Below are 13,220 nucleotides of genomic sequence, written 5' to 3' on the forward strand. Positions count from 1 at the left end.
TAGTAAAGCTCTCAGCCCTTAAAATTCACCCCCTCCGTTCAACACCTACAGCCAGACGCAAAATCAAACCATAAAAATCGTAGTATCCAGCGGTGCCCGGCCGCCAATCCGCTCGATCTTGCCCTGACAGCAAGCGCACAAATAGTGAAACAGGATGCTATCTTCTTCTGACTTAATCACCTTACTCAAACGTTGGCGCATCCGGGCATACTGAGTATCCGTCACCTCGCAATGAAACACCGAATACTGCTTCCATTCCCCATAAGACTTGAGAATGTTGTGAATCTTAGTGCGGCGCTTGTCCTCAGATATATCGTAGCAAACCAAAACAAACATAACTCGATCGCCTCCCTATTTAAGAATCAAAGGTGGATACTTATCAACTTCACCCATCAAATACTTAGCCATCAACCGCCCTTGAATTTCAAAAGCTTCTTGATAAGTACACAACTTTCCCATCACTGGATGCTTGAACTTTGACTGTTTCTTTTGTTCGTAAAGTCGCAAAAAATTGTGCAGCGCTTCTTTTGTCAAAGAAACCGCCCCGCTCAACGGTTCTGCTGTAAAATCATTAGGCGAAACTTTCTGCAAATTAATCGCCGTCAACACTACAGCATCAACTACCAAAGGCCGAAATTCTTCCATCAAATCCAGCGCTAAGGAAGGACGGCCATAGCGCTCAAAATGCAAATATCCCAAATACGGATCAAACCCCACAATATTCACCGCACTTTGAACATCGTGCCGCAGCAGAGAATATCCCAAACTTAACAGAGAATTTACCGCGTCAGTAGGCGGACGGCGGCGGCGAACTTCAAAGCTAAAATCCGGCACCCGAATCAGTTGATTGAAGCAGCCAAAATAAGTCGCACTACCCGCCCCCTCCAATCCTCGCAGAGAATTAATACTGGAAGTTTTGTCAATAGACGCAATTACTTGTTTCAATTGGGCGATCGGCTTTTCAAAATCCTGGGGAGAATATTTGCGCTGACACTCTAACAAAGTATTGCGGTAATTCTTGAGTTTTCCCCGTACAAATCCCCTAACTAAATGCACGGCTTGTTCCGATTCCCCAGCCGCTTGCCACTGAGCTTTTCGCACAAATATATTTTTTGTCATTTCCGGTTCCAACCTCCCCAAATAACGTCCGTTTACTGTCAAAAAACTCAAAGGAATGTGACGTTCCAAAAGTTCCACAACGACAGCGGGCGAAACTGTAGCGCGTCCCAATGCAACAACACCATCAATCTTAATTAATGGCACGTCCAACAGATTTTTCTTGTCAGCTTTAACCGTCAGACGTTCATCCACTTTGCCGATAAAAGCATCTTCTTGAGTAATATAAACTGTTCCCATTGTGAAATCTCCTATTTGCAGGTTAACTTGCTTCTTGATAGCGGTTGACTTTGGCGGCAGCTTGGGGCAGACATTGGGGAAAAAGACTGCATCCCGTACACCGAGCGGTGTAAACTGGTAAAGGGATATTTCCCGATCGCCAAAGAGCAGCGACTTTTTCAATAGTGGCGATCGCTTCCTGTCTCAATTGCTCAGAAATCTCGACTAATTGCCGCTGATGCGATTGCGCGTAATACACATATCCAGCCGCAATAGTTTTCCCGGTCATCTCCTCCAAACAAAGCGCTTGAGCGCAAACTTGCAACTCATCATTATCCCATTCCCCCTTCCGTCCCCGCTTATATTCCACGGGGTAAATCTCACCATCAGCCGACTCAATCAAATCCGATTTACCAATCAGTTTGTAGCGCTCCGACTTCAGCCAAATCGCCCGCACCTGCCAAGTTTCATCCCGGTTAATCTCGCCCATCGTGTGAACGCGATCGTGCAAACTCGTGCCTTCAATGGTATACTGATTATCTGCAAATTCCCCCGCACAAGACATTCGCCAACAGCGGTGAGGACAGTAAGAATACTGGTTGAGAGTTGCGATCGAAATGTAATCAGAATCGTTCATAATTTTGATGGTTTGTAAGAGATTGGTAATTTGGAATTAGTGATCCGCCAGTCCGCCAGGGGTTTCAACCCCTGGCGGACTATGGGTTTTACGTTAAGTTTCAAGAACTTTTTTTAACAACTATTCGCCTAGTCATGCCCATCCCCATCGGAGTTTTCCTCCCCACCCCGCAGTAAACAGCAAAATCAGCCAAAGCATTAATTTGCTTAATCACTAAAGGCTCCACATCTCCCAAAATCCGATAACTAACCTCCCCAACCATGCCGACAAAATCGCTTTGATAGTTAGTCAATTTTTCACTTCGGATATTGACAAATGTAGAAAAAAGTGCATCGAAGGAAAGATCCGGAATTGCGATCGGGCTGTACTTATTCCAGCGACTGAGGAGACTATTAAAAACGCAGTCTCTAGTAGGAATCACTGAATCGAATTTTCCCTGTCGAAAGGTAGTAGGAGTCGCAAAACTGAAGGCAATTAAACGATTAGTTTCGGAAGCGCGATCGTACAATTGAGAGTAATCGCAAGCATTAGCCCAAGGCTGATCTACTTGGGGCGTTCCGAGAATCTTAGTAATCATCAAATCGGCGGGCCCGATATGCCACGGTTTCGACGGATTGAGGTTCAGCCAAAGCTGAGTTAACTTGCCAAATAAAGTGTCATCAAGCAGAGTAATCCGCCACCAACAGAGGGTGTGTTCTGGAATCGATTCTGTGTGTTCCCATTGCAGGAAATGGTGTTTTTTGAAAGGGCATTTTTTAGTTTGCAAAGGGCTGAGGGTGAAGGATTTTTGGGCGGCGGCATCGTGGAGGTAATCGCCGAGTTTTTTGTCAACGGAACTCACGAGGGTGAGGAAGAGGGCGTGCAGGTGTCTTCCGGTGAGGTATCCGGGGGGAATTGGGGCCAGGGGAAGGATGTTGAGGACGAGGCTGTGTGGCATAATTGGTTAATGGTTAATGGTTAAAATTGGTTTAATTTTTATCGTTCCCAGGTAGAACCTGGGAACGCATTTCTAGAGGCTCGGCTTCCTATTAATCGGCCCGAAAGCGGTATTCCATACACGCCGGAATTTTGAGTTTGTCAAACTCGTAATATCGCCCTAGCATTTTGACATTTTGAATGAGGCTAACCGGAGGCATATTAACCACATCGTAGCTAATCACTTGATGGGAAAACATCACATCTAAAGGGTTGAGAAGATAGGGAAAGATGAAGTCTGTTTCTGAGGGCGATCGCTTCACTTCCTTCTGTTCTACAATTTCGACTGCTGCTTTGCTCATCCACTTTCCCAAACGAATCCATTTCGCTAGTTTCAGAGACTTCTCTGAGATTAGGAAAAACTCAAATTTGCTTTCCGGCGCAATTTCTTTTGTTCTTCCAAAACTAGGGATATTTTTCTGAGTTTTCTCCATCTCAACGTGATAGTTGTTGTTGGCGTATTTCCAAGTATTAAGAGTGGAAGAGTGAGAAAGAGAACGCCCCGGAGTAACATAAATCCCCTGTTGGTTGAGCGCCGTTAAATGCGGCTCGTATTTAGGAACTTGTTCGGGACAGAAATAGCGATAGGAATCTTCTTCAGAAACGGTGGTGGAATAGATTTCGCTATCCACCAAACCGAGAGCGTAACAAAGCGCGTAATTGTGAATTACCGGCTCAGTTTCGTAAAGTCTCCCTATCTCGCGAGTTGCAAAATAAAGGCTATCGTGCAACTCGATTTGACAGCGGTAAATAAAACTCATGGTTGTTACTCCGCTGCTGCTGTAGCTCCTGCCTTACTTTTGATATGCTTCTTCGCGTAAGCTTTAGCTTCATCATCGGCTTTCTTCAACATTTTTTTGAGTTCATCTTCATTGCCAATAACAGCTTTAACCTCTGTCACTAATGGTGTAAACTTATCCCCAATAAAGTCTTCATGCACGATAAATTCCTCAGACAGTAACGTTTCGATAGCAGCCCTAGCAGCCATAATCACATCATCTTCATTGAGAGGGTTGTTGGAATTAAGTTTATCCTCAACCTGCAATTTGTCGTAAATTGCTTGCGTCCAGCGGAGGTTACTGGTAATTTCGCCATCGGCAAATACGACACCTATTAACTCATTTCTGACTCTACCTGTGCGGGTGGTTTGAGCGCCATAGTGTCTGGTTCTGAGGATGTTGTTGAAAACATACAAAAAACTAGCTTCTGTAGGGTCTTTCAGGGTGACAATGCTAGGAAAGAAAATCTGGGGTTTGATGTGGTCTTGCTGATTGATGCGACTGGTAACTTCGCCTGGTTTGGAACCTGCTTCACCCTTAGATGCCATTGTGCCATTCTCAAAGGGAGCATTGAGGGTAAAAGTCTCGTGAGATTCATCAAAAGCGGTAATTGAAAATGCTGTATCAACTACGACTTTTGATTTTTCTGAACCAGAATCACCGATCGCAAATCCGTAGATAATGCAATCAGGATTATTCATTGCAAACTTGACATTATATTCGCAATCTTCAGGCGTCATAAAACCGTAGTTACGCAGCAACTCGCGACCGACCAAACGTTCTGGTGTCGATTGCTTGCGCTTAAACATGGTAAGGCGGCTGATAGGTTTTTGGTCTTCAATTCCGGCCCGAACTCGTGCTTTATTCAGTTCTCCATCGGTCTGAAATAGGGGATAAGATTCCGTCACCCGCACAGTCAGGAAGTGGGCATATTTTCCCATTGGTTTGTAAGGAATGTTAGTGTGGAAAAATTTAGAGTCAACTGTTTTCAAGAAAGCCATGATTTGTGTCCTCTGTAAAAAGGTTAGTTTTGTAGTTAGCTTGTAGCCGATCGAACAAGAGATTCAGCTTTAATCATCACCTTCTTCGTGAGATCCGTCAGGAGATTTGTCATTTCTATCGCGATTGTCTTTGTCATTTTCTAAACGGTAAAGGAATTCGCAGGTATCTCGGATTAAGTTGATTTGGCGGCCGGCTAAACGAGCCCGATCGCCTGCAAATGATTTCTCAAATACCTCCTCAACAAAGTAGCAAGCAAACTCTAAAATGGCCTCTCGTTCTTGCTCTCGCTTGCTGAAAATCCAGCGTCCTTCAGCAGTAGAAGAGTGAACGCGATCCATGAGCTTTGAAACTTCAGCAGCCACAACTGAAACTAAAGCATTCCCCTGAAAACTTGGATCGGCTTCCAGGATGGTTTTAGAAGCAATATCAATCGGTTTCAGCACAGCATTTGCCTTGGGATTATATCGCTTACTTGCACGGTAAAATCTGCGATACAATTCCGTCAATTTTTGGGGGTGGTTTAAACTTGATGCTGTTGTCACAGTCAATCGTTCCTCTTCATGATTATATTGGGCATAAGCGTCAAAACAAGGGTAAAAATGATAAGCATAAAGCTTGATTTTTTGAATTGGCGCCGTTTCATTTTTCTGTTTCCGCACCCACTTATTGAGGTAGCTAAACACATAAAGAGGGCTGGTTTCAAAATCAGTGGCGAGTTCAGTTAATTTTCCCCAGTTGGAGTCATAGCCGGACTTCCCCTGTTTCGCATTAACATCAAGGTGAATGGCATAAGCAGCAGTTAAGACATTTAAAGGTGCAGGATAAGATTTGCCGTTTTCCTCCCAACCTTCTAGGATATAGTCGAGGCGGAAGCGATCGCGCTTCGTCAATACCCTAAAAGCTTGGGGTACACTGTCAAAAAATACGGTTTCTTCAAATTCTGCACCGTCGTTAAAAGGCGGAATTGGCGACTCTGAAACTACGGTTTTAACATCTAGAATCATGGGAAAAGCAAAAGCTAGCCAAGCTGGCATTACCCAAGATTCGGTATCAGTTGCATCTCTACCGGGGGGAAGCGCCATGAAGTAAAATGTTAGGGGCTGGTCTTCGGGATAGGAAAGTTTGAAGGTGCGGTCTTTTCCTGGTTCGATGTTTTCATCTATGAGGAAAGCATCGATGCTTTGGTAGCGATCGCGTCCAAAATCGGCTTGCAAATCCTTGCTGATAAAATGATTGCGTATGCTGGTATCAAAGCGAGTTTGGAAAATGCTAGTGTAGGCTTTTTGCAGAAACTTATTTGTTTCTGGGGTGAAGTAATATGTGGGATAAAAATAGAGATAGCGATATTTGCCATCTTCAAATTTTTTGCCCACAGCTTGAGTTTGATTCATTAAAATTTGCCTCAGCATCATTTCCAAACCTGCAATACTAGAAATATTGCGTTTAGCGTTAGAACCTCCCAACATTTGTTTATTAGTGTAAACTTGAGGCGTGAACAAAACGGCTGATTCCATTTGTTCTGTCACCGTGTAAGCTGAATGGGAAATTGAACAGATTAACTGTCTTCCTCTACCCTGTTTCTTAGCGAGTTGGTAGCGTTCCAACTCATCTAAAAATACGTCACTGGATGCTGTGTCCAAGGGTGTCTTTCCGGGTAACATGACAACCCGCGTTACCCACAGTCGCAAATCGTCCCAACCGTCGGGCAATTTGTACTGTGAAAGAATGGGTTTTATCATTTGGGAAATGTGGGCGATCGCCTGTTCGCAAACTTGCCGGCCATCCTCAATTCCTGGGTGATGTTCTAGGTACTTTGCTGCTAAATAGTACCATGTTACCCACAGCCACAAATCATCCCAACAGTCTGACAATTTGTACCGTGAAAGAATGGGTTTTATCATTTGGGAAATGTGGGCGATCGCCTGTTCGCAAACTTGCCGCACATCCTCAATTCCTGGGTGATGTTCTAGGTACTTTGCTGCTAAATAGTACCATTCGTAAGGAACGCCGCCTGTATTGCCTTTTAGTTTAAGTTCTTTGAGGCGTTCATTAATCCGTTGAATTTCTCTTAGGGCTGGTAGATAGTCGGACAGGTTCCAAAACTTAGCAATTTCATCTACAATATCTAGATGAGTTAGGGCGGGTAGTTTTTTGTCTTTCTTGCGTGCCGCTTCGATGGTATTAACCTGTTCTCCCCAAATCTTGCGACTCACTAAGTCGCCAAGTTCAGCAATCTGATCGATCCGAATATCGTCGTCAAAGTTGAAGTTATAATCAGCAGACAAAACATCCTGACGCTGAAATTTTATCAGATTATCGCTGCGACTTTTGGCAACAGAGTTTTTTCCTATTTTGAGAATGCGTAAAGTAGCATCAACAGCAACTAGCATCAACTCTGACGTATCAAAAAACAGGTTATAGTAGTCGGCATATTTCATGCCTTTACCATCTCTGCCAAAACCAGTTTGTCGCCGTTGCAATTGTCCGGCGCAGAGTTGTTTAATCTTGCTAACTACTCGTTTGGGTAAGTCTACAATTGAAATAGCAGGAGCATCCGATCGAGCTAAGTAAATTACACCTGTTGGTAAGTAAAGCAGTGGTTCGTAGTAGGTGCGATCGTCGGTATTCAGCGCCGTATGCACTTCCATTAAAGCGTTATTGACGACGTTAGTAAGTACGCCTCTGTTTTCAGCGATGCTGTGATAAGTAAATTTTAATTGCCCGTCGCTGAGGCTGTGGATTAACTCGTTTAGTCTGGTATTTTCTGCATCTTGGGGATGTTTGATAATAGATGCTAGGGAATCTGCTAAACAGGTCAAGTCTGAGAGACTGCGGAGTGTGCGATCGCGCAACACTGGATTTAACCCAAATTCGGAAAAATTCCAGTTAGTATCCCAACGCCGCTGAGCGTTGTAAGCAAGGCAGAGCAAATCGTCAATATATTCTCGATAAGCCTCTGGATCGTCGGGATTGATGAAGCTATCTATTCCTAACTGTCGCACTTTTTCATCAATAATTTGACGGTGCTGTTCTAGCGGTAACTTGCGGCAATCGTTGGGGACATCGGGGAATTTTTCAAAGTCGTGGAGAATAAATCCAGCAATTACTAACCGCCGTTCTTTTTCTCCCACCGCTCGCCGCACGGTGGTGTCGATTTTTTCTAACCGCTGTTCAATTAAATTAGCAGGAAATAATCCATTTAGCAGGTGAGTATTTAGAGACTGATCGCCTGCATTATGCCGTCTCACATTCTCTTTTCCTTGCTTGCGATCGAGTTCGTCAAAAAATTTGCCCCCTTTGGCTGTTACGCCAATGGCAACTCGCAGCAGATTTGGCAAGACATATTCTGCGAAGTCTGCCATGACGCGATCGCCTGGATTTTGACTCTGAATGGCTTCTCGCAAGAGTTTGAGCGTTAGTAAGTCGCGAGTTTGAGGTTCGATTGTGCGATCGGACGTTTGAAAGTTTGACCCTAATTCTTCATCTTGCAACCAGTCATCATCTGGATCATCTAATTGTTCAGAGTTCAAATTAACTGGGATATCAAAATTTAATGAGAGTTGTTGGTACTCTTCGTCTGGTTTGTGACGTTTTTTAGCCATTTTATGCCTCTAGGGAGTCTATGAAAGAATCTCACTTATCTTTTTTTTGACAAAAAAGCTCTACAGGCTCTGATTTAGTTACACTAATCCTGTAGAGCCTAACTATTGAAAATTCGCAAAGTGCTACTATCTAGCGCCTTTGAGATACCTTTTTAGAGCCTCGGAGGATTACTAAAAAGTCATAAACTTCTGCTTTGACCTCCTCTGACTCAAACTCATTTCTGTCCAATGCAGTTTCTAATAAGTTCTGAACTTTTTCCAGCAACTCAAAGGGGTGGCGATTTCTCCCTCGAACTTTCTTTTTGTTGTCCAAAAAAGGTTTCCGCGAATAGGGAATAAATAGCAAAGGCCCTCCCTCACCAGAGCGTTTTAGCTTTGGCATTGTTAATGTCTCCTGTTTAGTTTTTACAGACTGGAAAGACTCACGGCTGCTGACTGCTAACAGCAGCAGAAGGGGGGTGTTATACCCCCACCCAAATAAAGTGACGCTAAAAACCGTTCTGTCTAAAGAACAAGAAGGGCTGCGATTACATATCTGTGTTCCTACTCGCGATCGTTGCTCACAGAGCCGCGAAGCTTTCCATTGCCTGAGTATAAATGATCTAAACAATTGTTGTCATCCTTGGTATACTGATGTAGGGTGTGGATAGGTAGAAAAAGCTTTACAATTTTTATTTAGAGCTTAAACCCCCTACTAGGGATTGAAAAGATGCCCTGTGCTGCTAATGGCGTTCGTTCCTCTACCTTCCTACCTGATTTAACCAAAACCCCTATCAGGGCTTGACCTTCTACGCAATCCATATTTCATCCCCCTTGCTCTTGAGCCAGTGGGCCAGCGTGTCCACCAACAGGGCCGACTGCCCAAAGGCGATCGAATAAGGTGCAGTCGCATCGTGGATACTGTACCGATCGCAAATCGGATAAATCTGAAAGTGCATCGGCAGTCGCAGGCGCGATCGCACTTCAGCCACTGGATAGCGCAGCACATAACAAACCAATGCTTGCTTCTTCAAACGCTTGTTGATTTCCCCGATCCAATAATTCTCAGGTTGCACAACCTCAATCCCCGTTAAAACCTGAACCTTCCAAGCAGAAGCATTTTCCTCTAAATTTCCCGAATAAGTAAATTTCCAATTCAGTCTTTCCTCCCGATAACTGTGCAACTTCAAAAAAGCCAGACAGTGTTTAAATCGACCTTTGGCAATTGGTTGCCCAAGGCGTTCCGATGTCTCGTTCAACATTCGCATAAATGCAGATTCCGTCATCGGTTCGATTTCCAAGTTGCTCAAAATTCCTGGTAACTCGTAGGTTTTAAATTTGTCTGCCTCATGGGAATCGGTTAAATCGCAAATGCCGCATTGCAGGGGACTAGAACCTCGAAAACTGCTAGCATCCTCAACTATCGGATTTCCTGTCTTATTTCCCGATCGCTCTTTCCACTCTTTACCCCACTGTTTAATATCACCTGCCACTTTCCCCAAGCTAGTTTTAAATACTTTTTGAGCAGCTTCCTGAAAAGCTTTCTGACTTGATGCGTACTGCTGTTTAATTGTCTTGTGCCCTAATTCCCAACAAATTTGAACTGACTGCACCGCACCCCACCGCGAATAATATCCCTCAAAATTGTTGATTTGGCGGTACTTTTCGCGAATTTGTTGATAGAAAAAAGGACGATCGTAAATTCCGTTAGACTCTAAAGTGGCAGTCTCACCCGAAAACAAGCGTTCGACTAAGAAATTAGGGGTGAGTGCGATGGCTGTGAAATTTTTAAACTGAATAAACTCTCCATTGCGATCGCACCCATCGTGTCGCCCCAACCTTCCCAATCTTTGGATGAAGTTGCCCGCATCGGCGGATTCAAAAATTAGCAAATTGATTTTGAAGTCTACCCCGACATCAATGGTGCTAGTACCGAGAACTAAGTCTGACGAGAGCGATCGCTCTTTTTCCCTCTTTCCCGACAACCCGGTATTTTCGCCCACAACTAAACCGTGAGGCGCGAAGAATTCCCGAAAAAATGGTGTCAGCCGCTTGACGGCAGCAATTGAATTCAGGATAATAGCTCCTTTACTTCCCGGATTGTGTTTAAAGTGAGTCAGGATGAGATTTGCGCTGTCCTTCAGCCAAGTTTCAGAAGCTTTTGAAGTTGGTTCTAGGGAAATAAAAGTCAGCGTACTTTCCCTCAATATCTGCCGCCAGGAGTCTGCTTTCAACTGTTCGATTTCAGCAGGGCGATCGGGAAACTGATATTTGCCTGCTTTTAAAGGGTCGATAGTTTGACAGCGAAAACCTGCTATTTCTAGTCTGCTAATTAATTTGTCGTCAGGAGTTGCTGACAGGAATACAAACTTTTTTCGGCGGTTTGTATTGCGAATTAACAACATAGTATTGATGACGCTGGCAATCTGGGGAGCCGCCAAAACATGAAATTCATCAAAAATGGATAGGTCAAAATCTTTGTCGATGCGACCCCACAGTTTATCTGGGCTATCTTCAGAGCTTAAATACGCTCCTCGGTGGAGATAGTGCAAGATATCAGGGTTAGTTAATAAAATCTCTGATTGACCTGTGCGAGATGCGATCGCGGCTGCTTTTCTCAGTTTTTCATTTTCTGCATAGATTTCTAATTCCGAGCCGCTGAGTCGGACAACGCGGGGTTGATGATCGGGTTGGAATTGTTCGATATAGCGCTGAATTTGAGTCTCCTGATCTCGCGCCAGTTCATTCGTTGGATATAGCGCCACTACACAACAATCTGTCTGCAATGTTTCTAAAAAAGCAGCTAAACTTTTGCCATCGCTAGTGATAGCAAAGTTGAAAATGACATCAATATTGGGATTGCGAATTGCCTTTAAAGTTTCGGCTTGATGCCAAGAAAGTTTCCAACCTTCGGGTAATTTAACTCCCTTGGGAATCTCCGCAGCGGGACAGGAGTAAACGGATTTGAGAGTAATTTGGTAATCGGACATATGCTGAATCTGTGTCCGTAGAAACTGGATATTCCCATATTGACACCGACAATAGAGATAATCAAGCCTGTACAATGAGAAAGTGTCCGTATATTTATGAGTCGCAAAGGTCAATCGATCACCCTGTCGGTTTCTGAACGAGATAAAGCCCAGTTGGAAGCCTTGGCCCAAGAATTCGGGAAGACGTGGGGCGATCGCCCGAACATATCCAAACTGATAGAAGCGATCGCCCGCCGCCAACTGACGATCGCCCCCAACCACGATTGGCCGCAAACCCGCATCAAAGCCCTAGACATCGCCCGACAGCAATTGCTTGACTTGGGCAAAACTGATGAAGCGCTGGCCATTGCCCAATTGTTGAGCGATCGCAGCGAACTGACTCTCCCTTTCCGGGCTGAAATCGATCAGTTTTTGAGCAACCCCTTACCTACTTGGCGGCAAAAAATCGATAATTTTATCCACAGACAGCAACCATTTCGCCTTTCCTATCGAGATGCAGCCGATCGACTTTGGCATTACACCATCTTGCACGCTCGCATTGTCCCCATAGAAAAGCGACAGTATTTAATGTGTCGCTGCGAAGAATCGGAAGGTAATCAAGACGTACTAGGACTCGAACATAACTGGACGCTGCTGCTCGATCGCATTGAAGATGCTGCGGTGATTTCGGTCGATCAACCTTGGCTGCCAAATTTAGCGCGGATTCCCGTAGAATTTCATTTATCCGGCAGACTTGCCTTTAACTACAGACGCAAGCAGGAAGATGAGGAAGTCAGCGAACCAGAAGGCGATCCGCCTATCAAGCGAGTGATTCGGAATATCTCAAATACCTTCTGGTTTTTTCGCGAAATCGCTCCTTACTGGGAAGATTGCGCGATTGTTGCCCCAGAGTCAGTGCGCGATCGCTTCCAACAAAAACTGATCGCCCTCTGCCGCCAGTACAACCTCGAAATCCGCGATTAGATCAAAAAAAAGCAGCCTGTAAAGGCTGCTTTGACAAATAAACCGTTGTTGAGTTAGAGGAGAAAACTTTAAATCGAATTCAAATTACTGCTGTTTCAACTCCTGCCTGAGTTTCCACTATTTTCATCTACCGCTGACTCACCTTGCCTTCAGAACAAAACTTCAAATCCCGATTAGAATGCTGCTGAAAGTTCGTTGACTACTGTCACTCGGCCTCTGAGCACCGCCCGCAACAAGCGGTTGACACAGCCTCTGTCTTCGTCATTCAGAGAGTCGTCGAAGGTGGCGGCCATCAAACCGTAGCGATCGGCCAGAGTCAAAACGCCTGTATCGGTTACAGAAGCGAGGATTTCAGAGATAGCGCCGGGGAGAAGTTGTACGGGGTGCATGGCAGTGCGGTTGAATTCGATATATTTATCATCTTCTGGTTTCCTCAAAAGATCGGTGATATTAATGAGGCCGCGAAGGTGATTGTCAGGGGTGAAAGCAAGTGATCCGAGTAGAGTAAAGTTGTGACTTCGGTCACAGGGCGATCGCCCCACAGCTTAAAACCCACCTCTGGCAGATGCGCCAATACCAGCGGAATTTATACACTTGGTATGATTTCTAAATGAGTTCCACCCCTACCCCCCTACTGAAAATGCTTGATTTTCTCAATCCTCTCTTGGGCCGTAAGCCCGATCGCATCAAAGCCAATGTGGAAATCTATACTTGGCAAACCTGTCCCTACTGCATCCGCGCCAAAACTTTGCTGTGGTGGAAAGGCGTAAATTTCACGGAATACAAAATTGATGGCGACGAAGCCGCTAGAAAAGCAATGGCCGAACGCGCTAACGGACGCCGCAGCGTACCCCAAATTTTCATTAATAAGCAACACGTAGGCGGCTGCGATGACATTCACAAACTTGATGCAGAAGGACAGTTAGATCCGCTGCTAGCTCAACCAGCAGTTTAAACT

General features: G+C 44.7%; 12 protein-coding genes. 2 read left to right on the top strand and 10 right to left on the bottom strand.

What is annotated here, in order from left to right; translation table 11 throughout:
• Nucleotides 1-63 precede the first annotated feature (63 nt).
• The 9 genes from cas2 to cas3 form a co-directional block, all read right to left on the bottom strand.
• Nucleotides 64-336 carry a CRISPR-associated endonuclease Cas2 gene (gene cas2 / locus QUA70_RS14115; RefSeq protein WP_333328652.1) on the bottom strand — a complete coding sequence of 91 codons (273 nt, stop codon included), beginning with the start codon at nt 334-336 and terminating at the stop codon, nt 64-66.
• A 15-nt stretch (nt 337-351) separates the two neighbouring features.
• Nucleotides 352-1,356, bottom strand: a complete 1,005-nt coding sequence (cas1d, locus tag QUA70_RS14120) for a type I-D CRISPR-associated endonuclease Cas1d (RefSeq protein WP_333347727.1) — start codon at nt 1,354-1,356, stop codon at nt 352-354.
• A gap of 22 nt (nt 1,357-1,378) precedes the next feature.
• The gene (cas4, locus tag QUA70_RS14125) at nt 1,379-1,972 is read right to left on the bottom strand and encodes a CRISPR-associated protein Cas4 (protein WP_333347730.1); all 594 of its coding nucleotides are present in this window, start codon (nt 1,970-1,972) and stop codon (nt 1,379-1,381) included.
• 100 nt (nt 1,973-2,072) lie between these two features.
• Complete coding sequence (gene cas6 / locus QUA70_RS14130; protein ID WP_333347734.1) at nt 2,073-2,909, bottom strand: CRISPR-associated endoribonuclease Cas6; 837 nt, start codon at nt 2,907-2,909, stop codon at nt 2,073-2,075.
• 91 nt (nt 2,910-3,000) lie between these two features.
• A complete protein-coding gene (gene cas5d, locus QUA70_RS14135; RefSeq protein WP_333347737.1) occupies nt 3,001-3,708 on the bottom strand; it encodes a type I-D CRISPR-associated protein Cas5/Csc1 in 708 nt (235 codons plus the stop codon).
• A gap of 5 nt (nt 3,709-3,713) precedes the next feature.
• The gene (gene cas7d, locus QUA70_RS14140) at nt 3,714-4,727 is read right to left on the bottom strand and encodes a type I-D CRISPR-associated protein Cas7/Csc2 (protein ID WP_333347740.1); all 1,014 of its coding nucleotides are present in this window, start codon (nt 4,725-4,727) and stop codon (nt 3,714-3,716) included.
• A 69-nt stretch (nt 4,728-4,796) separates the two neighbouring features.
• Complete coding sequence (cas10d, locus tag QUA70_RS14145) at nt 4,797-8,330, bottom strand: type I-D CRISPR-associated protein Cas10d/Csc3 (RefSeq protein WP_333347743.1); 3,534 nt, start codon at nt 8,328-8,330, stop codon at nt 4,797-4,799.
• A 130-nt stretch (nt 8,331-8,460) separates the two neighbouring features.
• A complete protein-coding gene (locus QUA70_RS14150; protein WP_333347746.1) occupies nt 8,461-8,712 on the bottom strand; it encodes a hypothetical protein in 252 nt (83 codons plus the stop codon).
• A gap of 406 nt (nt 8,713-9,118) precedes the next feature.
• A complete protein-coding gene (gene cas3, locus QUA70_RS14155; RefSeq protein WP_333347749.1) occupies nt 9,119-11,299 on the bottom strand; it encodes a type I-D CRISPR-associated helicase Cas3' in 2,181 nt (726 codons plus the stop codon).
• A 96-nt stretch (nt 11,300-11,395) separates the two neighbouring features.
• Between cas3 and QUA70_RS14160 the strand changes: the two genes are divergently transcribed.
• The gene (locus QUA70_RS14160) at nt 11,396-12,262 is read left to right on the top strand and encodes a WYL domain-containing protein (RefSeq protein WP_333347752.1); all 867 of its coding nucleotides are present in this window, start codon (nt 11,396-11,398) and stop codon (nt 12,260-12,262) included.
• A 173-nt stretch (nt 12,263-12,435) separates the two neighbouring features.
• Here the strand turns inward: QUA70_RS14160 and QUA70_RS14165 are convergent, their stop codons facing one another.
• Nucleotides 12,436-12,651, bottom strand: coding sequence for a hypothetical protein (locus tag QUA70_RS14165; protein ID WP_333328678.1), 216 nt, complete (start codon nt 12,649-12,651; stop codon nt 12,436-12,438).
• A gap of 251 nt (nt 12,652-12,902) precedes the next feature.
• Between QUA70_RS14165 and grxC the strand changes: the two genes are divergently transcribed.
• Entirely contained in the window at nt 12,903-13,217 is a 315-nt protein-coding gene (gene grxC / locus QUA70_RS14170) for a glutaredoxin 3 (RefSeq protein ID WP_333347813.1), read from the top strand.
• Nucleotides 13,218-13,220 lie beyond the last annotated feature (3 nt).

Source organism: Microcoleus sp. LAD1_D5 (assembly GCF_036702115.1).
GTDB lineage: Bacteria > Cyanobacteriota > Cyanobacteriia > Cyanobacteriales > Microcoleaceae > Microcoleus.